Below are 22,643 nucleotides of genomic sequence, written 5' to 3'. Positions count from 1 at the left end.
TCTCTTTCTCTTACGTGCTTAAAATCTCTGTTTGTTCCCTTTCTATTCCTGATAATCAAATGCGCTTAATTTGTCTGCATTATCTTTTGTAATTGCAATACAGTCTACCAATTGCTTTTCATCCAGCCCTGTCGTTCCGTTTTTCAGATAAGCATCTGCCTGCTCTGCTGCCATTCTTGCAATTTTCGCTGCCTGCTGTAATGCTGTTGCGGTTGCTTTTCCCTCTTTGATCAGATCTCTTGCATTGTCAGAACCGTCTACGCCGATTACCGGAACATTCAGACCTGCTGCATCTAATGCTGCCACTGCGCCTTCCAGCATAGTATCATTACCGCAGATAACACCGGCAATATCCGGATTAGACTGCAGGATGGTTTCCATTTTTTCAAATGCTTCTGTCTGTTCCCAGTTTGCTGACTGCTGTGCTACCATTTCCATATCCGGATACTGGTCAATTACTTCGTGGAATGCATTGGAGCGAACCGCTGCATTGGTATCAGATTCCTTACCTAATAGCTCTACGTACTTTCCTTCTTCGTTCATTGCCTCTACGAATACTTCCGCTACTGCTTTGGCACCCTGATAATTATTTGCAACGATCTGGGAAATTGCCACACCTTCTTCATTGATTTCACGGTCGATCAGGAATGTGGGGATATTTGCATCTTTTGCTTTTTTCACTGCTTCGATTGTTGCATCTGCACCTGCGTTATCACAAATAATAGCCGCTGCTTTATCTGCAATTGCGGATTCAAAATGCTCCATCTGTTTCGTTGCATCATCATCATGTGACAAAGTCTTCACTTCGTATCCAAGTTCTTTTGCCTTTGCTTCTGCAGCAGTAGCTTCCGTACCGAAGAATGGATTGGAATGGGAAGGTGTAATGATATAAACTATGTTGGAACCGCCACCTGTTAATGCTGTTGCATCGGCACTTTTTTCTGTCTGTGTTTCAGGTGCCTGGGTTTCCGCTGCTTTTGTTTCCGCCTGGGTTTCAGCCTTTGTCTCAGCCTGGGTTTCTGCCTTTGTCGCAGCCTCTGTTGCTTCTGTTGCAGCCTGTGTTTCAGCCTTCTGAGTCTCTTTCGTACCACCTCCGCATCCGGTGACCATAGCCATTACCATTGCTGTACATAAAATTGCGCTTACCACTTTTTTCTTCATATCATCTTCTCCTTTTTTATAAATATTTTTAATAATTTTATATAAATTATTTATATATATATTAACAAATCAGGGAATAGAAAAATATAACGATTCTGAACTAAATGTGTAGTATTCTGACTTTTTACTTATACTCCTTTTTCCACTCCTCAAACTGCTTTCTCTTTTCTGCTATCACTTCCTGCAGCCCATTTGCATTCAACTCACCCAGCATTTCCCGTAGCCCTTCTTCCGGATCCACCAGCCCGCTTTCTAAAATTGGTTTATACTTATTATAGATCTTTTCCAGGGTGATATATTCCGTTGAGACTTCCGATACATCAAAATTGAATCCGATTTCGCAGGATCGCAGGGCAGAATTATTATACTCATCCATCCTCTCCCACAAATCCAGGGGATTTCCTTCCCATACATATGTAATAAACTGATTTGGCATCTTCCAGGAGCCTTTTATAAATACGTTGCTTGCGGCACCTGTAGGCAGCTTAATATGGCCGTCTTCCGTTTTAACATAGTGAATATTTTCAACCCCATAGGATAACAGATTCATAATATCTGCATCAGTATACATCAGATTCAGAAGCTGCATGGATTTCTCTTTTGATATTGAATTTTTGGTAATCACCCATGGCAGGGCAGCCAGGGAATTATAACTGATAGCATTTTCACCAAACTGGACAATCACCAGTTCTTTTCCATAAGACATGGATTCCTGCCGTTCAATTCCCGGCTTCCCCTTCTGGGGATAAGAAAATACCGTCCCCTCCCGAATCTTGTCCCGCAGAGACTGGGTATCTTCCAGAATCCTGTCTCCCATATATCCTTTCAGATACCATTCCCTCACACGTTTTAAATTTTCCATATATTCATCCGTCTCAAATATATTTACAATCTCCTCATCCTGGCCATAGTTCAGGTGGCCGCCTGCCGGGAAGCTGTTTATGCCGTCCGCCAGCGCAAAATTACCGAACATGGAACCGGAGGATGCTATAGGGGTAATATCCGGCTCTTTTTCCAGAAGCAGATCAAATACTTTTTCCAAATCTTCAATACTTTTGATGTCTTCTTTTTTGATGTTATATTTATCCAGAATGTCTTTTCTCAGCATATATGCATCCCAGCCAGCAGCAAAATCACGGTTATTCGGAAGGCCGTACAGCTTTCCTTTTATCCGGCAGGCATTGATATTATCCATCCCCAGCGCTTCTTTTATACCGGACCCATATTGATCCAGAAGATCATCCAATTCCCACAGATTCTGATTGATATAAGCTTCCATATACATCTGATTATCAATCGTCATAATGTCCAGCTGTTCCTTGCCTGAGAGCATCAGATTAATTGTATTTTTAAAATTATCAAGTACCTTCAGTTCCACTTCTATACCCAGCTTTTTACGCGTGATCTTATTCAGTTCATCCTGGACAAGCTGCAGATCCTTTGTCCCGCCAATACTTCCGGAATACGCTACTACCAGTTTTTCATATTCCTCATGCTCTGCCTGTTGTTCTTTATTTACCGGGTGGCACCATCTTAAGAAGAGCATTAAACCGGACATTGCACATGCAATAACCAATAAAATAAATAACTTTTTCATATTTGTCTTCATTGACCCTCCTGTCTGCCTGGCAGACATCTGTTTTTAATAAACTTCTTAAATTTTTAATCACGCTTTATACCTCACTCTTTGGCAGGCGTATCTCGATCACTGCTCCTCCGGCATCTCCATTCCCAAATTGAATATGTGCTTCTTCTCCATATATAAGTGCCATTCTCTGACATACATTGTAGATTCCGATATGCTCCCCGTTTTGTTTTAATATAACTTCATTATTTTTCAGCTTTTCCAATATATCACTTTCGAATCCATCTCCGTTATCCGATACTGAAATGTAGAGATATTCTTTTTCCTCTTCCCCCATAATATATTTTACCTCCACGGTAATGAGAAGCTGCGACTCCGGGCTTAACTGGTGTTTGACCGAATTATCCACGAAGGTCTGAATCAGCATGTTGGGGATCATCTCTCCATCCACTTCCCCCTTTTTACTTAGCACCAGGCTCAGCTGGTCTTCATAACGCAGTTTTTGCAGGCATATGTAATTCTCTACATGTTCCAGCTCATGCAAAACGGATACTTTTGTATCACTTCTCAATGTATACCGCATGTATTTGCTTAAGACAACCGTCGCTTCCCTGGCTGAATCTTTTCGGTCCAGCAGAAGCAGATTCTGAATCAGGCTCATGCAATTTGTCAGAAAATGAGGGGCAATCTGTACCTGCAGATACTGGAGCTGTGCTTTTTGCTTGTGTATCTGTTCTTCATAAACATGAATTTTCAGGGATTCTATTTCTTCCGTCATGAGGTCAAAGGTTTTATTTACAATCTGGAATTCTTCAAACTCCTTGTCATTTGCAAGCTTCACCTTCAGATTCCCGTTTTTAAGCTGCTGCATTGCCTGCACAAGCCGATTCAACGGTTTTAAAAAATACCGGTTTAGCAAAAACAGTACCAATGCAGAGAGGATCGCCACAGATACCAGGGTTACCGCCACATTGATTCCAGCCACCCGGAGTTCATCCAGGAATCCGCCTTTCTTCTTCAGTACTGCAATGGATAGTCCATGGTTTTCGATATCCACCTGTATATTCTGATAGCGGTTTTTATTCAGAACCACCTCATTCTGTCCGGTCAGCTTGATCTGCCTCTCAGTGTAGTGAAGATCCAGTACCTTACCGTCTTTCCGGCACAGGAAGATAAAGTCTGAGTCCGCACCCAGACCTACTTTCAGTTCTTTTAATATATTTTCTATTTTAACCCAGCCCGCCACATAGATTTGCTGGTTCTCCAGTACTTTAATGAGGCAGGTATCATTTAATATCTGTACGGTAAACCACGAACCCTGCCCCTCTCTTTCAAACTTGGCAAGGGTATCGTATATATTCTTATAAATATCTGTGTTTTGCTGAGACGTTACGCCATTTTGCACACCGCTTAAGTAAATGTCATTTTTCCTGTCATACAGAAATATTCCATCCAGCATTTTGTAATTGCCTATCTGCTTCATAAAATCAGATTTTATGGATAATTCCGCCATATACCGGTCCAGTTCCCTCTTCGGATTCACCAGTTTCCTCTTTTCCTCTTCCATCAGGCTTTGGGTAAGCAAAAAAGTCTGGATATTGTCCAGATTACTCTCAATCTGGCGGTTATAAATGCCAATTGTAGCTTTCACCGAATCTGTCACGCGTCTTTCCATCAGATGCATGATGTAATAATTATAACACATAACACATGCGCACAATATAATCAGGACAGCGCTCACTATTTCCACAATAAAATAGCGAAGTGAATGATTTTTCTTCATTTTCTACCTATGCCTTCCTGAATTCTTTTGGTGTCATACCGGTTGCGCGCTTAAATAATTTTGTAAAATACGCCGTATTGGGATATCCTACTTTTGCCGAAATATCAGAAATCCGGTCATCTGTTTTCTGAAGCAGTACCTTCGCCTTGTCAATCCTGACCTGAATGATAAAATCTGACAAGGACATTCCCATCTGTTCTTTAAATATCCGGCTTAAATAATCCGGATGCAGGAAAACCTTTGCCGCCAGATCATTTCTGCTGATTTCCTCCCCAGAGTTTTCTTCTATAAAAACTTTAATCTCTTTTATCATATCCGGTGTTTTTTCTTTTTTATAATCATACTGTACCAGGGAGTCTGAAAGGTCAGAAACCCAGTTGACCATATCCGCGATACTCCTGGATGCCCGGTTGAAGGACTCCAGCATTTGCGGGCTGGACAGGACACTGTGGGCATAGATCCCTTTCCGCTCCAGGACGATGTATAATTCCTGTAAAAAATCATGCTGGAACTGCCCTAAAGACTTTGAATCCGCATGGTAAACCACGCCTACTTCTTCCAGATATCTCTGTATTTCCTTCAGCACTTTACTCTGGTTTTTATCAAACAGGCCATTCACCCAGGGCTCCATGTCCGGTTTTTGGTATTTGAACACTTCTTTGTCCTGCTGGGCCATTATGACCCTGTTTTCTTTAAGGATATCTTCTTCTTCGGTTTCTATTAGCATGTCCACAGCCTCCTTCAGCTTTTCAAATGGCGTATCTCCCGTAACATAACAGCTGATATTGCAAAAACTCAGGTATTCCCCGCACCGGTCCAGCATCATCTTACACTTTTCCCTCATCCACAACCGGGTCTCTTTCTGCATAGGGTAGACCGCCAATATGCAGTTGTTTCGGAGCAGTACAAAATTCCCGTTTTGCATCTTCCCGAACAACACCTCAGATACGATGTTCCGGATCGAAAATTCGATGATCTCATCATCCCACACAGTCCCTCTGTTTTTCTTTCTGGACCAGTATAAAAGTATCGGATAATAAATCGTCCCCGGTTCTGCATCAATATCAATCTTCTTTGACATGCTCTGCAGATTCTTATATTCCTTTCCACCGGATAAATAGGACTTCCAAAAATCCTGCTGCATAATTGTTTTACCGGAATTCCAGTAGGAAGCATATTTTTCATTCTGTTCTATCTGCTTATGTAATTGAATTTTTTCCGATGCCAGCTGGATTGCCTGTTCCAATTCCTCCGGAACCACTGGCTTTAGGAGATAGTCGGATACACCATACTTAATCGCCTGGCTTGCATACTGGAATACGGCATGGCTTGTCAGAAAGATGATTTTAATATCCAGCTTCTGCTCCTGTATCCAGGCGGCTACTTCAAGCCCGCTTCCCTTTGGCATCTCAATATCACACAACAGGATGGATATCTGATGCCGTTCCATCGCCTCCACAGCCTGCTTCATACTATAAGCCGTATAGACCTCCTCTATTCCATAACTTTCCCACTGAATCATGTTCTTGATTACTTCAACTGCCAGTTTTTCATCATCTACAATTAAAATATTCATTACCGGAGTCCCCTCTTTCCTTTTCATTGTTCTTCTGTCCCCCCAGGCTGACACCGGAGGGACGCTCTTGAAAATCCATTGACTTTTGAATGCGGAACAAGACAGGAAAACACCGTTCCCTGTCCATAAGCTTCCACTATAAACTGTAAAGTCATCTGACTATACTTACCATACTACTATTATACTACATCTGTAAATTTTTTTATTTCCTTATTTTTCCATACAATTCCTTATGTTTTTCCAGTCGTGTAACCCGGTCTGCGGTGGATGATATATGTTTCAGCTCTTTCTTCTCTGATTATTTGGATTCATTGCGAACCTGCAGCGCCATCTTCGCCTGCATATTTCTCTGGAACTGGTCTATGATAACCGCAGCCACAATTACGATACCTTTGATTACCTTCTGCCAGAATTCCGAAACTCCGCACATAACCATACCGTCATTAATAACGCCGATTACAAATGCACCTACGATTGTGCCGCCTATGGTGCCCACACCGCCAGCCATGGAAGTTCCGCCAAGTACTGCCGCCGAAATCGCGTTCATCTCCCAGCCTTCACCGGTTGCCGGATGTGCAGCAACCAACTGTCCTGCAGCGATCATACCAACCATTACGGAACAAAAGCCTGAAAACATATATACGTATGTCTTTACTCTTTTCACCTTGATACCGGACAGCCTGGCTGCCCTTTCATTTCCACCGATTGCCAGAACATGCCAGCCAAATGGTGTATACTTTAAGATAAGCGCAGCTCCCACTGCAATCAGCGCAAGTATGATTACACCCACCGGGATGCCTGCTACTGTACTTCCCAAAAACTCAAATCCATTGTTGCCCAACACTTTGTTACCTACAATATTGGAAAAAGTCTTACCTCCGGAACGGAGATTTGCAAATCCTCTTGCCACGTTCATAATTCCAAGTGTGGCAATAAATGGTGCCACATTAAATTTCGTTATAATAAAACCGTTCAGCCATCCTGCAAAAATACCTACCAGGGCAGTAATTAAGATTACCCAGGGTACGCTGAAATAAATCGTAACCCCAAACATGGGAAGTGTCAGTCCTTCATTAATCAATCCGCCTGCAATCATTCCTCCCAGCCCTGCGATAGCGCCTACTGACAGGTCAATTCCGCCCGTAATGATAACATAAGTCATACCAAGTCCCAGAATTCCATAAAGGGCAACGTGTTTTGCAACCAGAAGTCCTGTATTCAATGTGAAAAATGTAGGTGTTATGATACTGAAAAACAGTACCAGCACAATTAAAACAATAAATGTCCTTCCTTTCAGCAGTGTCATGGCAATGGAATTATATGTACCTGTATTATTTTTCTTACCCATTTTAATTCTCCTCTTTTCTATGCATTAATCTGTGTATGGTGTCCTTTATAAGAGGACAGTACTAACTGGTCTTCCGTAATCTCATCTCCGCTGAATTCACCGGTTTTAATCCCGTTGGACAGGACAATGACTCTGTCTGCAATTGCTACGATTTCTTTCAGCTCTGAGGAAACTACAAGGATTGATAAGCCCCGTTCCGCATATTGGTTGATAATATCAAACACTTCCGTTTTGGCTCCGATGTCGATTCCCCTGCTGGGTTCATCCAATAGCAGTATTTTGGGATTGGTCAGGATTCCTTTCCCGATGACACACTTCTGCTGGTTCCCCCCGGAAAGGGAAAGAATCGGCAGCTTTTTATCAGCCACTTTAATTTGAATGTCCTGAATCTGTTCTTCAACATGCCTGCTCTCTTCTTTTTCATTCAGGAAAAAATGTCTGGCATATTTCTTCAGGCTGGAAAGGGAAATATTTTTCCCGATATCTAATGTCTGCACCAGCCCTTCTGCCTGACGGTCTTCCGGCACCAGTGCAAAACCGCGGGCAATCTGTTCGGAGATGTTACGAATCTGTAATTTATCACCGTCTATCATTACCTCCCCAGTATGTTCCGGCCTCATTCCCATGATGCATTCAAAGATTTCTGTCCGCCCTGCACCCATCAACCCGTATATTCCCAGTATCTCGCCTTTTTTCAGGTTGAATTCTATGTCTTTCAGAAGATATCCACCGCCCTTTTTGGGAAGTGTCAGCCCTTTCACCTCCATTACCGTCTCTACTTTTTTCCAGTTAATTCCCCGCTCTTTTTTCGGATAGGATTTCCCTTCGCCTACCATTCGCTGAACAATCCACGGTACATCAATATCTTTTACTTCTGCCTTGGCTACGAACTTTCCATCCCGCAGAATCGTTACGTTATCACCGATCTGCATGATCTCTTCCAGTCGGTGGGATATGTATACAATTGACATACCCTGGCTGGTAAATTCCCTCATAAGTTTGAATAAAACATCTACTTCCTGTTCACTTAAGGAAGAAGTTGGCTCATCCATAATGAGGATCTTTAAATCTTCCTGCACTACATTCCTGGCAATCTCGATCATCTGCTGCTGTCCAACCCTCAGGTCCCCCACGAGAATATTCTCATTAATGGGATGTTCCAGCCTCTCTAATACTGCCCTGGTCAGTTCTGCATGCTTTTTATTATCCAGCTTCAGTCCCTTAGTCTGTTCTCTACCCATAAATATATTCTGGTATACATTCAGGTTTGGATACAGGCTGAGCTCCTGATGGATAATGCCGATTCCATGTTTTCTCGCCTCTGTTGTATCTTTGAAGACGACCTCTTTATCATCCATATACATTTTACCGGAGGACGGCTGCTCGATACCCGCAATTAACTTCATCAGCGTAGATTTGCCTGCTCCGTTTTCTCCGATTAAAACATTGACCTTTCCTTTCTCCACGTCATAGGAAACCTGGTCTAGCGCCTTTGTTCCGGGATAAATTTTATTCATGCACTCGGCATGTAAAACCACATTTTCTTTCATTTATATACCTCACTGCCATTTCGCTTATTTTTCGGTGATACTGATTGGTGTAATTAGTATGGATGTATTGTCACTGACCGAGAAACATCCCACAAACTCTATGGTCTTTCCTTTCAGCCCTTTTGCAATGTCCGGATTAATAACCGTCTTCTGAATCAAAGCGTGGATGCCCTGGGATACCTGGGCATATTCTTCCTGATTGGTATAGTCCCCAAACTTAATAAATGACAACGCATCTCTCACGGCCGAGCCTTTAATAACGGAACCTATCTGCATTTTGATTTCTTCCGGTCCCGAATAGCCCTCCAGGGAAACCGTCATGAAGCCCGCTTTTTTTTCTGCCTCCACTTCCTGAACCGTTACCGTTCCCTTTACGGTATAGGTCAATTCTCCCGAATCTCCCATGGAATATTTTCCATACTTCTCTGCAACAGATTTCAGATCCCCGTTTGCTTCTGTCAGTAACGTGCCAAGATCCACCGCTTTTTCACCCAGCTCCGGCAAAGCCTTTGATTCCCAGAAAGAGGCAACATCGTCTCCTGCACTGAATTTTTCTTCACCTGTCAGAGCTGCCTCATCTCCTATTTTTACTACCTTAATACAGCCTGTCAGTGAGGTTGATGCCAATGACAGGGCTAATAGCAATATCACAATTCTTTTTTTCATACATTCTCCTTCTTTCCATACTTTTCATTCTTTTCATTCTTTTCAAACATATTGATATAAAAAATTAATAACTTTTATATAAATTATTTATATACATTTTAACAAACTCCCTAATCCAAAAATATAATCATTCTGAAATAAAATATAACGATTCTGACTTTTTACTTTTCGGACGGCGGTTTTCTATGTTCCTTCTATATATAATTTCGGGCAGACGAAAAAGATTCCGGTACTGCACGTTAAATTGCAGTACCGGAATCTTTTTATATTCGTTCTTTTACAATCTTTTTTCTATCCGCTTTGTATATAGGTAATGTACGAAAAGATGGGGAAAACTGGTATGGAAAATCTGCATGTAGATCGTACTTTTCCTATCCTCTTACATTGATATACTTTTTGGTATCTTCAGGATATCTTCTATTGCCATTTCTGTAAATTCTGCTATCTCCTGTATGGTTTTCCCGGCACGAATCATGTTTTCTGCAATTTTTATCTGCTTTCTGTGTTCACCTTCCTCCAACCCTTCCTCAAATATGATTCTCTCTACTTTCAACATACGAATTTCCCTCCTTATCTCTTCTGCCAGCTGACTGCTTATAATCTTATCAGCGAAAGTCAATAGTCCCGCCATAATAAACGTGCGGTCGTTTTCATTTTCTATTTCTTTTGCTAACATGATGATTTCTTTTAGAAGAACTTGTTTTTCTTGTTTTCCTTTTATTGTTAATGGTAATATAATCATTTGCATATTTTCATCATCTGTCAGTTTCTCATGGCATTTTATTTTCTTCTTTATATTTTCATAAATGCGGGCAGTGTCTAAGCCGCATAGAAATGCCTGCTCAATTTTAAAAGTAAGGCATCCAATATCCAGAACATCGTTTGCCTGTTCCACATCGGAGGTATATAGGATTAAAACCCTAATTTTCACCCCTATCCATCCCTTTCCCAACCTTTTTAATATTCTGCAGACATAGCTCAGATAATCTAAAATATCATCATTTAAAAATTTGCTTTCATAATCTACCAGTACAATGCTGTTATCTTCCAGCAAAAACAAATTGTCTAATCTCAGCTCATTTACTTGAATGCTGGGCAGATTGGTTGGCAGTACCTCAATGATCCTGGGTAAATCGATTCCGTAAACAGAAAATGATTTCTCTTTTAGTGACTCAGCAAAAATTTTAGATAAAATATCTTTGTTTTGATACGCAATTCCTTCCAACGACAGCACTCTCCTTCACGTGCAAACGTACCATCATACATATATTACGTGAAAAGGAAAATAACTTTTAAGTATATATGTAACATCATACTTTGCTTAACAAACAGGGGTTTTTGATTTGAATAAATCAGAAGTTTACAGAAAATAAAAGATTATAAAATACACATAAATTGATCGGTGAATTTCTTATTTTTTTTTAATATATCATAACTATAAGAATAATGCAAGGGTTTATTCTACTAATACTACAATTCATAATTTCCGCTTATAAATATACTACAACATTACTGGTCTTTACTTAGCGAGGATATCGGGAGTCCATGCGGTTATAAAATACTAAATTGGGGTTAGCTGAGGAAGGACGCTTTGTAGATGGAGGTAGTGTACGGAAAGAGAAGGGGGCGGACCAGGACATTGATTTGGAAGGCTTACCGCAGAACTGGCATTTTCTAACCTTCCCGGAGCACTTTTTGGCGGCACGCGGGCATTCGCTCCGAAATCCTGATGCATTTCGCAGCTCACTGCCCGCTTACAATCCGCTGGGAGCCAGTCGAATTGTATCCGCCAAAAAGCACTCCGGGAAGGTAAGTAAATGCTCAGCTCTGCTATACGCCTTCCAAATCAATGTCCTGGTCCGCCCCCTTCTCTTTCCGAGATAGCATTCGTTGATACAAAGCTGGTTTTCTCAGCATGATGGGACCCTGGGGTTGTGGCATGCTGAACACTATTGGCGTTAAGCTAATGATGTCAAGCAATTGATCTTGAGAACGGGATTTGTTTTACATTCTGCAGTCAGAGAAAGGAGTAGACTTTCATCTTCTATTATGCATAAACTGTCAAAATACACAGCTCTACGTCCAATAAAGAACATCCATCTACACCCAGGGGATCTGTCATGCTGTAAAAGAGCACCATAAAGCAACTGAAGCAACTGAATTAATCACAGTGATTTGTTTCTTCATTTCAGAAAAAATAGCAAGCTTTCATCTTTTACGCATAAACAGCCGAAACATACTACGCTGCATCCAATAAACAACAGCCAGCCACAGCCCAGGGGTTCCAACCTGCTGAGAAAACCAGCTTTGTTGCGATAAACTGAATCTCGGAAAGATGGGGGTGGGAAACTGATATGGGCGGAGGAAGCGTAGAGCAGAGCTGAGTATTTACTTACCTTTGCGGAGTGTTTTTTGGCGGATAGTATTCGACTGGCTCCCATCGGATACTAAGCGGGCACTGAACCGAGAAATGCATCAGGATTTCTCGGTGAATGCCCGCGTGCCGCCAAAAAGCGCTCCGCAAAGGTTAGAAAATACCAGTTTTGCGGCAAGCTGACGGAGTCCATATCAGTTTCCCACCCCCATCTTTTCGTACACTACCTATCATATACAAAGCGTCCCTTCCTCAACAAAACCCATATATAATACACAATAGTGTCCCTTCCCCGTACAACCTGTTCAATGTAATACTAGAGCGTGTTCTGATCACGCAAATCTATAATAGTTGTACAAACCCGTTCAGCCAGAGCTTTATTATGGGTTACCATCAGCAGCCCCAGATTCCTGCTTTCCACTTCCCGGAGCATTAATTTCCAGATCTGCGCCTGGGTAATCACATCCAGCATGGTACTCATTTCATCTGCCAGCAAAAAATGTGTTCCATGAAATAAGGATCTTGCCACACAAAAACGCTGCAGCTCTCCCCCGGATAATTCCCTGGGATATCGACCCAGCCACTCGCTTTCTATTCCCAGCGCCTCCATCACCTCATCCCGGAACATGCCGGATTCCTCCAGTACTTTTTTCATCTTCCATCTGGGATTAATTGCCTTTTCAGGATGCTGGTAGATCAGCTGGACCGGGCAGACGCCTTTGGGAGTCATTGGTTTTTCGTCCAGCAGTATCTCTCCCTGATCCGGCTTTAAATATCCGCCCATCAACCGTAACAGTGTACTTTTACCATAGCCGCTAGGCCCCACCAGCCCTACCCGCTCTCCTTCTTCCACTTTCAGGTTCACATCCTTTAATATCCAGGGAGCATTTTCATGATATCGAAAACTGACATTTCTAGCCTCAAGTTGCATGAATACACCTCACAGTTCCCCCACGCAATTCCTGCATAGGTATTTTTTCTTCACATTCCTTCGTCCGAAATGGACATCTTGGTGAAAACAGACATCCTTTAGGAAGGGTTTTTGCATATGGCTGAAATCCCGGTATTGGTTCAAATCCGTTTTGGGGCAGCGCGTTCCAGAGCGCTTTGGAGTACGGATGTCGCAGTGCCGATGGTCCTGTGATAAAATCGGAGGATGGTGCCATCTCTACCGTTGTTCCTGCATAAAATACAGCCACCCTGTCTGCCACATGAAATGCCAGGTCAATATCATGGGTAATTAAAATTACGGATTTCCCGCTGTCCGCCATTTCACGGAAGCACTGCAGTGCCTCCAATGCCATTTCCAGATCCAGACCGGGTGTTGGCTCATCTGCGATAATCAGCTGTGCGCCGCTGATGATTGCCGTGGAAACCAGGACTCTTCGTGCCATCCCGCCCGACAGCTGGAACGGATAATACTTTTCTATCTTCTCGTCCAGTTTAAACCGTTCAAATACTTCTTTTTGTGCATTTCTCTTTTCTGCCCCCGGATGCTCTCCCAAAACCTGGGAACCAATCCGCATCGACGGGTCCAGATAAGCTACCGACTGGGGCACCAATGCAATTTCCGTTCCACGCAGTGTTTCTTTCTTTTTTTGTGTTAAGATTTCTCCTTTATATAACATTTCACCGGATATTGCAGCATTTTCCGGGAGAAGCCCCATAACTGCATGGGCAAGCAGGCTTTTTCCCGAACCGCTGGATCCGGCTATTGCTACGATTTCCCCAGGCTTTACATCCAGGCTTAAATTCGAAATAACTTTCAGGTCATACTGTTCCAGACCGGTATCATACATGTGGAAAGAAACTGATAAATCCTTTACCTGAAGAACAGGCTCTCTGAGTGAATCACTTTTTACAGACATTTTAACCTCCTATTCATGTGCACTGTATGGGTCCACGATTTTCTTTAAATTTTCACCAAGCCTGTCGAACAGCAGAACAATGATAACCAGCATCAGTCCCGGGAAAAATGCCAGCCACCACATGCCGGTGGAAATATATTTCATGGATTCTGATAAAATAATTCCAATCGCCGGCTGTTCCGGTGACAACCCAAATCCCAGGAATGTCAGGGAAGATTCATGCATGATAGCATGGGGAAACATCAGGATCAATCCAATGATAAACTGGGGAACCATATGCGGCAGTATGTGGTTAATTGTAATCCATCTGCTGGAATGACCAAGCCTTCTGGATACTTCTATGTATTGCTGGGAACGGATCTGAAGTACTTCACTTCGAATCAGACGCGCCAGTCCGGTCCAGTGTGTTACCGCAACTCCAATCAGAACACCTTTTAAACCTTTTCCACATGCAAAGGATATTAAAATTAATAATACTGTGTGGGGAATTCCCATGACTAAATCAATTAGCCAGTTAATAAAATGATCCAGCAGGGTGGAACCGGATGCCGCAGCCACCCCTACAAATAATGCAATTACCGCACTTACTGTGGATGCAACTGTCCCAACTACAATGCTGATTGACAAACCTTTTACCGTTCTCACTAACATATCTCTACCCAATAAATCTGTACCAAATGGATGCTTGAAGGATGGCTTAAGCCCTTTTTGGGAAAAATCAGCCTGTATCAGATCATTGCTCATAAAAGTCCCCGCAAGATATACCCCCAGTATAAAAAGAAAGATAACAATGATTGTAATAATCGTGTGTGTTCTGCGGTTTATGCGCATCTTTTTTACTTTAGTTCTCTCAGCTACACTATTGTTCACTCTGATATCCCTCCCTGATCTGCGGATCAACGACCCCGTAAATAATATTTGCAAGCAGATTACCCGTGAATACAAAAACTGCACTGAATAACGTAATGCCCAACAGCAGCGGAATATCTGACCCCATGCCTGCAGCAGAGGCAGCCGCTCCCAGTCCGGGATACGAGAATACGGTCTCCGCCAGCACCGATCCGCCAAACAGTTCACTAAAGGAGCCAAACTGCATGGTAACTGCCGGAAGCATAATGTTGCGCAGGCCGTGTCTCTTTAGAATGCAGAACCGGGACTCCCCTTTCGCCTTTGCAAAAAGAACGTAATCGCTTTCCAATACATCTGTGAGTTTTTCCCGGGTATGCAGTGCAATATTGGCAAATGACAAAAAACTGAGTGTGAGCGCCGGCAGGATAAGATGGTGCAGGCGCTGCCAGATCGTGACCTGATCCGACGGCACCCCTTTTGGAACACTCATTCCCATAGGGAACCATCCCAGCTTAGCCGAAAAGACCATCAGCAGTACAATTCCAATCCAGAAGGTGGGAATAGCGCACATAGTCAGACAGATCTTTTTTAAGATCCTGTCAGGCCATTTTCCGTTAAACGCACCCATCACACAGCCGATGGAAAATCCGATAATTCCTGATAGCAGCCATGCAGTAATCATAAGCGCCAGGGATGCCGCAAACTTTTCCCCTATAATATCCAGCACCGGTCTTCTATAGATCAGAGAGGTCCCGAAATCCCCTTGGAGCAGAGATTTCGCCCAGATACCAAACCGTTCTACAGGCGGCTTGTCCAGTCCCCAGTACTGGGCAATCTTCTCTCTCTGTTCCATACTTACATTTGGTACAGCACCCACATACTGCTGTACCGGATCCACCGGCGACATACTTACCAGAATAAAGCTTATGATACTGATTGCAATTAAAAGTGTAACCAGCCTGACCATATAGCGGCCGGTAGTCTTAATAAATCTCTTTTTCCCCACTTTCATTTCTCCTTTTTTCCAAAATTTATATCCATAAATATAATGTATAGCGTCCAGTATGCCACACCCCTGAAGTCTCGCACCAACGCAATTAGGGGACGCGGCTAAATCGCCTGTCCCCGTAAAGTTTCATTATGAATTCCATTTCCATTCTGCCAGATTTGCAATCAATGGCCATGCGGCGCCATGTGCATGGATTCTCTGTTTGCCGATATCCAGTCCGTCTTTTACATAATACAGATGAGACATATTCACATAGAATGCCCATGGTGCCTCACCGCGCATGGATGTGCCGGTTGTCCCGTCCCATTGTGCTTTCTTCCACCATTCCAGTGATTCTTCAAATGTCTTTGAATTCATAGCTGTATCCAGATATTTATCCACTGTTTCATTTGTAAAAAATTCAGGATTATAGAAATCAGTTTTTCCGGCATTGCTGCTGTGGAATAACATATAGGAAGTCATCGGGCTGTCCGATCCCCAGCCCATGATCATGGGTTCGGAGAACATTCTCTTCACGGTGTCATCTGCGCTTACACCTTCAACATTAATCGCAATTCCAAGGTTATCTTTTGCCTGGTTTGCAACAGACATGGCTACTGCCTGCCTCATGGAGTCTCCTGCAAAATACATCAGGTTAAACTCTGCCTTCAGTCCATCTTTTTCACGGATTCCATCGTTGTCAGAATCGATCCATCCGGCATCTTCCAAACCCTTCACAGCCAAATTAATATCAGTATCTATTTTGTCTTCTTCGTTCCACCAGGGAAGTCCGTCACATTCTGAATACGCCGGATTAGCAAAACCGTTCAATGCTTCATTAATGATTTTTTCACGGTCAATTCCATAACACATCGCTTTTCTGACCGCAATATCGGAAGTTACATTGTTGCCGATTTTATATCCGTCTTCCGTAACCTTTCCTTCATCTGGAACAGTCGGCATAGTGATTCCCCGGTTATCAACGGAGTCTACCGATTCTACCCTCATTCCGTCAATCTGTGTGGTTGCCAACGTAGCAGATGTGAGCGCAATATCCACGTCCCCTGACTGGGCAGCTACAAAGCGGGCATCTTCTTCCTGAACAAGAAATACAGCTTTTTTAATTTCCGGCTGTTTCCCATAATAGTCTTCATTTGCCTCTAAAATGAACTGTTGACCCTTATCCCACTGGGTTAATTTATAGGGACCTGATCCAATAGGCTCCATTCCAAAATTATCGGTATAGGAGTCTTCCGGTACGATACCTGCTCCCGCCACTGTGTAGATAAAAGTTACACATGGTTTATTAAGTTTGAATTCAACTGTATTATTATCAACTGCCGTACAGCTATCTAACATTGTCAAATCCACATAGGTGGCTTTTTCTTTCGTTGTGTTAAAAGTAAATGCAACATCGGATGCATTCAGTTCTTCTCCGTTTGTAAATTTAACGCCATCCCGGATTTTAAATGTCCAGGTTAATCCGTCTTCGCTCATACTGTAATCGGAAGCCAGATCATTCTCCAGTTTATTATCTCCGTTGATTTTAACAAGTGTACTATAGAGAGGTGAACCAGTGTAACCAAATCCGGTACATGGATCCCAGCTATCCGTATCATTAGAAAAACCAACAGTAATTTCTGATTTTGCAGAAGTGTCTGTGTCATCACCCTTCTTGCTTTCCTTCTCTCCCGCTTCCATATTTTTGTTTTCGGTACCCTGGCTTTCGGAACTCTGAATGCTGCTATCCTGACTGTCTTTTCCCTGGCTCCCGGTATTTTTGTCTCCGGTGCTATGACTTTCAGTGCTCTGCCCTTGTGCTGCTTTATCATTCTGCTTAGCGATAGTTGTTCCCGAATCGCCTGAACCACTGCAGCCTGATAAGATTGCTGCCATACAAAATAGCGCAATGACCGTTTTCATTCTCTTTTTCATTTGTATTTCCTCCCATTTCTGTTGTGTTTTTCCATTATATCTATAAACAATATGTCACACAAGCTCCCCCTGGGGTTCTTTTTTTTATTTATAAGTAATATGCCAGAGGGAAATAAAAATAGCAGAAAAACTCGAAAAAAGGCAATTCTCCGTTCTGATAACTGCCTGTAATCCCTTGTAAGGAATGTGTGCTTACCAATACTTTGCATTTTTCTGTCCAACGGCAACCCGGGGGATAGGATACATCGCTGCAGTAGCCACATTCCCGGATCAGCCCCTCATCTCTTTAGCATTGGTAATTGGACCTGTAATTGAATTACCCGTGCTGTCAATCATATCAGCCATTTTAAATAAGTGGCGAAAAAGAAATTAGCTCACTACTACAATAGTCATTGACTTCATGTGACTATTGTGATAGTATAACAATATAGTTAACTATTGTAGTAGTCACGTGAGAGGAGTATTTAGATATGGATATGAAACTTTTCGATTCAGAATTAAAAGTAATGGAGATTTTATGGAAGGAAGGTGATCTTTCCGCCGGACAACTAGCAAAAATGTTAAAAGATGAAACCGGCTGGAACAGAAACACAACTTATACCGTGATTAAAAAATGTATTGCAAAGGGAGCCATTGAACGTTATGAACCGAATTTTATGTGCCGCAGCATGATCAGCAGAGAACAGGCGCAGAATTATGAGACAACGGAATTAATTGATAAAATGTTCGACGGATCTAAGGAACAATTTTTTGCCGCATTTTTAAATGGTAAAAATCTCACAGATGATGAGGTTGAACAATTACGGCTTTTAGTTGAAAAGCTGAAATGAGGTGAATAAATATGAATGTTCTTCAGATGAGCATTTCAGGGGGATTATTGATTATCGGAATTATGGTTGTCCGGGCACTTTCCATCAACCGGATTTCAAAAAAGTTTTTTGTCTTACTGTGGGATATTGTTTTATTGCGGCTCCTTTTTCCATTTACTGTCACTATTCAATTTATCACAACAAATTTATTTACATCAGTACCAAAACAAATAGACCAGGTTATCCAGCAGAGAGTTTCGGATCTTCCAATTATAAAAGGCACCCCCGGTACTTATCTTCCGGCTGGCGCGGGAGTTTCACAACAGGAAAATATTCCTGTTTTTCAAATCATATGGTTATCCGGCTTGATTGCATTATCCCTATTTTTTATGATTGCATACTATAGAGACTATCGGAAGCTGCGGGAAGCACTGCCCATAAAACACAATATATTCTTAAACCACTGGATGAAGGAAAAACAGCTTAAAAGAAAGGTTGTAATCCTGCTTTCAGACCGGGTAAATACACCGGTTACTTATGGTATTTTCTCGCCTAAAATTATACTTCCACGTACAATGGACCTGACTGACCACAATGCACTTAGGTTTGTATTGGAGCATGAATTTGTCCATATAAAATGCCATGATAATCTCTGGAAGATCGTTGCACTGGCTGCCCTGTGTATCCATTGGTTTAATCCTACTGTCTGGATCATGCAGATTCTGTTTAACCGGGATCTGGAACTGTCCTGTGACGAAAAGGTGATAACATCGGTGGGCGCAGAACAGCGGCAGGAATATGCCCTTACGCTGATTAATCTTGCCGGGAACAAATCCGGAATCTCCTTTCTGCACAGCAGTTTTGGTAAGAATGTAATCAAAGAAAGGATTGTGTCAATTATGAAATACAAAAAAACTTCTATGATAAGTTTTATATGCGTGATTGTATTAATCACCGCTGTATCCGTATTTTGGTTCATCTCACCGGACAATGATCAGATTCCTGCCTCTGCTTCCGAAAATGATAAACATACCGAAGAAGCCCAGGCAACCTCCGACAGCCAGAAAGAAACCGGAGGCAAAAGTGACCTGTCACAGACAGAAAACCAGAAAAAAATAATAACGCCGGCAGCCGATATGAAATCAAAAAAATCTGACCGGCAGAATCAAAAAATTACAGATTCCGAAAAGAAATCAGGGAATGAAAATAAAACGCCAAAAACACAACCCATGGAAACAGAAGCCATAACGGAAGCAAAAACAGAAACTAATCAAACGGTGCCCCTCGAAACCAGTTCGTATACCTCGACTGGCTTTGTTACAAGAATTGAAGGCAGTACCATGTACTTACAGGAAGAGGGACATGGAGACAGCAAGGTTGCATATGAATTAATCAATGCCGTGATAAACATACCGGATGGTGTCAGAATGAATCAAACCGTTGAAGTCCATTACTATAAAAAAGACGGAAAAAATGTTGCCACAGAGGTAAACGGAGATGGTACGGGTACAAAACCGATAGATACCGGGGATTATTTTAGCGGCAGCTATGAGATGGCAAAAGACGGCATGACAATTAAATTAAGCATCAGTTCTTATACGGACTGGTACACCTCAGCGCGGGGAAATGTCATGGGCACCATCACAAACAATGATGGGACGGAATCCGGATTTTATGGTGAGCTTATCATGACAGATACGGTTAACCAATATGACGTCACCACCGACAGTGGTCTGACCTGCAGTTTCACCTTCTCTGGTGACACTTTAAACATTTCGTCTTCACCTGATACTATTTCGGGCGCCTATACGAAAACCAGTGCATACCGCCCTTCATAGCTTATCTGATATATAGCAAAGAGGATGCCGCAAACTATCAATCAACATGATATTTTACGCATCCTCCATCATTTTGTATCATTTCTAACCCAATTATTTAAAACTCTATCATTTAAAACCTGCCATTTAAAATCCCAAATCTAATGTGTCCCCCGTACAACTTCAATACCGCTTTCTGCTATCATATCCAGTATTCTGGAAATTACGGGACATTCCTTTCCATCCCGGTCTTTTGTACACACCCCTGCATGTACCGTCTGAATTCCTTCCTCCACCAGGCGCTGCAGTTTTTCCTGCATCCCTTTATCTGTTGCCGGATCATTTTCGCAGCCGTTGCACCGCATAAAAACAGCAACCTCTGCTTCCTCTTTCGCGTAACGGGAAAATGATTTGCTGCGTGCATAAAACGCTTTCATACAGGCTGCTCCTGTACATATTTCATTTGCCTTGAGGCAATTTAACATTCCTATTTTTTTCATAATAATTATTTAAACCCCGGTCTGTATAAAATGTGCAAAAGCCCATCTTGATCTTTTAACAGTTCCACATCTACCTCATAGACTTCTTTTATAAATTCTTTGGTCAGTACTTCTTCTGGTGTACCAAAAGCTACGATTTTTCCATCTTTCACAACAAATATTTTATCGCAGTACATGGCTGCAATATTGAGATCGTGAATTGCAGATACTACAGTCAGGTTTAAGGAGCGGACGATATCCATCAGCTGGAGCTGGTATTTAATATCCAGATGGTTAGTAGGTTCATCCAGAACAAGGCAGTTGGTTTTCTGTGCCAAAGCCCTTGCCAGAATGACTCTTTGCTGCTCACCGCCGGAAAGTGTTGAAAAACTTCTGTCCCGGAATTCTTTCATGCCTACCTTTTCAAGTGACTCCAATACAATGCCAAAATCATTCGCATTGTCTCTTTCCATTGCCTTTTTGTGAGGTGAACGCCCCATAAGGACAACATCCTGAACTGAAAAATCAAAATTATAATAATTGTGCTGTGCCACTACCGCCATTTCTCTTGCAGATTCTTTGACAGAGTAGGCTTGAATCGCTTTACCATTTAATTGCACTTCACCTGATTTCGGATGCAGCACACGGTAAATACATTTTAGAAGTGTACTTTTCCCGCTGCCATTGGGACCCAGGATACCGACAAATTCCTTCTCTTTAATTTCTACACTCATCCCTTTTATGATCCGGGTACCTTCCAGAAATACTTCAAGATCTTTTGTACTTATTTCCATCAGTTATTTCCTCCAAACCCATATTTTTTACGAACCATCAAAAAGATGAAGCAAGGCGCACCAATCATGGATGTCAGAATGCCAATCGGCAACTCTGAGCCGTGTATGATAACACGGCATAATACATCTGCCCAGATCAGAAAAACCGCTCCCAGCAGCGCACTTAAAGGAATCAGTTTTTTATGGTCGGTACCAACAACCATGCGTACGATATGTGGAATAATCAGACCTACGAAACCGATCATTCCGGAACTGTATACTACAAATCCAATCATGGCTGAAGAAATCAACAGATATAACTGTCTCCATTTATGCAGATCTGTACCCAGGGTTACCGCAGCATCATCCCCTAAAAGCATCAGGTTCAAAGTGCGGTGCTGGGTCCAGAAAAACAGGGTTCCCAATAATATTACAGGTGCAATGAACAGCAGCTTTTCCCATTTTGCACCTGCCAGGCTTCCCATCATCCAGTAAGTGACGGTCTGGATTTTATCTTTGTCATTAACCAGATAGACGATGAAATTAGAAAATGCAGAGCAGACGGCACTTAATGCCATACCTGCTAAAAGCAGTTTTACAGAATTTGCCCGTCCTCCTATATTTGCTATCATCACCACTGCTACCGAGATGCCAAAAGCCCCCAGAAACGCCATAATCCCCACTGTATTTGCTCCGAAAGCAACTCCCACCCCCAGCATAATCGACAGAGTTGCACCAAGGGATGCACCGGATGAAATTCCCAGCACATAGGGATCCGCCAGCGGATTTTTCACAATCGCCTGCATAATTACGCCGCAGACGGAAAGCCCCATTCCCACCAGAAGTGCCAGCACCAGGCGGGGCATGCGGATAAACCATACCACATCGTGAATTTTGCCGGAACTCAGACTGGCTGCATCACCGATCCCAAAGAGTTTAAACATGACAATCTGATAAACCTCCCGGACGGTAATGCCAGTAGAGCCTATCGTGACCGCCGTCAGAATAGTAGCTGCCAATGCAGCCAGCAGCAAAATACATAGCGTGGCATAAGATGCCTTATTTTTCATGACTACCCCCTT

The 22,643-nt window shown here is 42.5% G+C and carries 18 protein-coding genes; 2 read left to right on the top strand and 16 right to left on the bottom strand.

Going from position 1 to position 22,643, the window contains the following annotated elements; genetic code table 11:
- Positions 1-42: 42 nt before the first annotated feature.
- The 13 genes from CD03_RS0105520 to CD03_RS0105455 all read right to left on the bottom strand — a co-directional run bounded on the left by CD03_RS0105520 (position 43) and on the right by CD03_RS0105455 (position 17,683).
- Positions 43-1,161: a D-ribose ABC transporter substrate-binding protein gene (locus tag CD03_RS0105520; protein WP_027292772.1), complete on the bottom strand. Its 1,119-nt coding sequence runs from the start codon at positions 1,159-1,161 to the stop codon at positions 43-45.
- Positions 1,162-1,285: 124 nt separating this feature from the next.
- Positions 1,286-2,770: an ABC transporter substrate-binding protein gene (locus CD03_RS0105515; protein WP_027292771.1), complete on the bottom strand. Its 1,485-nt coding sequence runs from the start codon at positions 2,768-2,770 to the stop codon at positions 1,286-1,288.
- Positions 2,771-2,834: 64 nt separating this feature from the next.
- Complete coding sequence (locus CD03_RS35825) at positions 2,835-4,529, bottom strand: sensor histidine kinase (protein ID WP_052377687.1); 1,695 nt, start codon at positions 4,527-4,529, stop codon at positions 2,835-2,837.
- A gap of 7 nt (positions 4,530-4,536) precedes the next feature.
- Positions 4,537-6,132 carry a response regulator transcription factor gene (locus CD03_RS0105505; protein WP_027292770.1) on the bottom strand — a complete coding sequence of 532 codons (1,596 nt, stop codon included), beginning with the start codon at positions 6,130-6,132 and terminating at the stop codon, positions 4,537-4,539.
- Between the two features lie 271 nt (positions 6,133-6,403).
- Positions 6,404-7,453 carry an ABC transporter permease gene (locus CD03_RS0105500; RefSeq protein WP_027292769.1) on the bottom strand — a complete coding sequence of 350 codons (1,050 nt, stop codon included), beginning with the start codon at positions 7,451-7,453 and terminating at the stop codon, positions 6,404-6,406.
- Between the two features lie 17 nt (positions 7,454-7,470).
- Positions 7,471-9,003, bottom strand: coding sequence for a sugar ABC transporter ATP-binding protein (locus CD03_RS0105495; protein ID WP_027292768.1), 1,533 nt, complete (start codon positions 9,001-9,003; stop codon positions 7,471-7,473).
- A gap of 24 nt (positions 9,004-9,027) precedes the next feature.
- Positions 9,028-9,669 (bottom strand): DUF2291 domain-containing protein, encoded by a 642-nt coding sequence (locus CD03_RS0105490; RefSeq protein WP_027292767.1) that lies wholly within the window; start codon positions 9,667-9,669, stop codon positions 9,028-9,030.
- Positions 9,670-10,048: 379 nt separating this feature from the next.
- Entirely contained in the window at positions 10,049-10,894 is an 846-nt protein-coding gene (locus CD03_RS32550; RefSeq protein WP_052377686.1) for a hypothetical protein, read from the bottom strand.
- A 1,465-nt stretch (positions 10,895-12,359) separates the two neighbouring features.
- Positions 12,360-12,974: an ABC transporter ATP-binding protein gene (locus CD03_RS0105475; protein WP_027292765.1), complete on the bottom strand. Its 615-nt coding sequence runs from the start codon at positions 12,972-12,974 to the stop codon at positions 12,360-12,362.
- The gene (locus tag CD03_RS0105470) at positions 12,964-13,911 is read right to left on the bottom strand and encodes an ABC transporter ATP-binding protein (RefSeq protein WP_027292764.1); all 948 of its coding nucleotides are present in this window, start codon (positions 13,909-13,911) and stop codon (positions 12,964-12,966) included. Before CD03_RS0105470 ends, CD03_RS0105475 begins: the two co-directional genes overlap by 11 nt.
- A 9-nt stretch (positions 13,912-13,920) precedes the next feature.
- The gene (locus CD03_RS0105465; protein WP_044289157.1) at positions 13,921-14,742 is read right to left on the bottom strand and encodes an ABC transporter permease; all 822 of its coding nucleotides are present in this window, start codon (positions 14,740-14,742) and stop codon (positions 13,921-13,923) included.
- Between the two features lie 28 nt (positions 14,743-14,770).
- Positions 14,771-15,772, bottom strand: coding sequence for an ABC transporter permease (locus CD03_RS0105460; protein WP_027292762.1), 1,002 nt, complete (start codon positions 15,770-15,772; stop codon positions 14,771-14,773).
- Positions 15,773-15,898: 126 nt separating this feature from the next.
- On the bottom strand, positions 15,899-17,683 hold the full coding sequence (locus CD03_RS0105455; protein ID WP_027292761.1) for an ABC transporter substrate-binding protein: 1,785 nt from the start codon (positions 17,681-17,683) through the stop codon (positions 15,899-15,901).
- Positions 17,684-18,153: 470 nt separating this feature from the next.
- Here CD03_RS0105455 and CD03_RS0105445 point away from each other — a divergent pair, with 470 nt between their 5' ends.
- Complete coding sequence (locus CD03_RS0105445) at positions 18,154-18,513, top strand: BlaI/MecI/CopY family transcriptional regulator (RefSeq protein ID WP_027292759.1); 360 nt, start codon at positions 18,154-18,156, stop codon at positions 18,511-18,513.
- Between the two features lie 26 nt (positions 18,514-18,539).
- Positions 18,540-20,330, top strand: a complete 1,791-nt coding sequence (locus tag CD03_RS35820) for a M56 family metallopeptidase (RefSeq protein ID WP_197041629.1) — start codon at positions 18,540-18,542, stop codon at positions 20,328-20,330.
- Positions 20,331-20,470: 140 nt separating this feature from the next.
- Here CD03_RS35820 and CD03_RS0105435 read toward each other — a convergent pair whose 3' ends face one another.
- The 3 genes from CD03_RS0105435 to CD03_RS0105425 are packed head-to-tail and all read right to left on the bottom strand — an operon-like array spanning position 20,471 to position 22,631.
- Positions 20,471-20,809: a CGGC domain-containing protein gene (locus tag CD03_RS0105435; protein ID WP_027292758.1), complete on the bottom strand. Its 339-nt coding sequence runs from the start codon at positions 20,807-20,809 to the stop codon at positions 20,471-20,473.
- 5 nt (positions 20,810-20,814) lie between these two features.
- Entirely contained in the window at positions 20,815-21,582 is a 768-nt protein-coding gene (locus CD03_RS0105430; RefSeq protein WP_027292757.1) for an ABC transporter ATP-binding protein, read from the bottom strand.
- A complete protein-coding gene (locus CD03_RS0105425) occupies positions 21,582-22,631 on the bottom strand; it encodes a FecCD family ABC transporter permease (protein ID WP_027292756.1) in 1,050 nt (349 codons plus the stop codon). Before CD03_RS0105425 ends, CD03_RS0105430 begins: the two co-directional genes overlap by 1 nt.
- Between the last annotated feature and the right edge of the window lie 12 nt (positions 22,632-22,643).

It is taken from the genome of Robinsoniella sp. KNHs210, from assembly GCF_000686105.1.
Lineage (GTDB): Bacteria > Bacillota > Clostridia > Lachnospirales > Lachnospiraceae > Robinsoniella > Robinsoniella peoriensis.
This window is presented reverse-complemented; position numbering and strand designations above follow the sequence as displayed.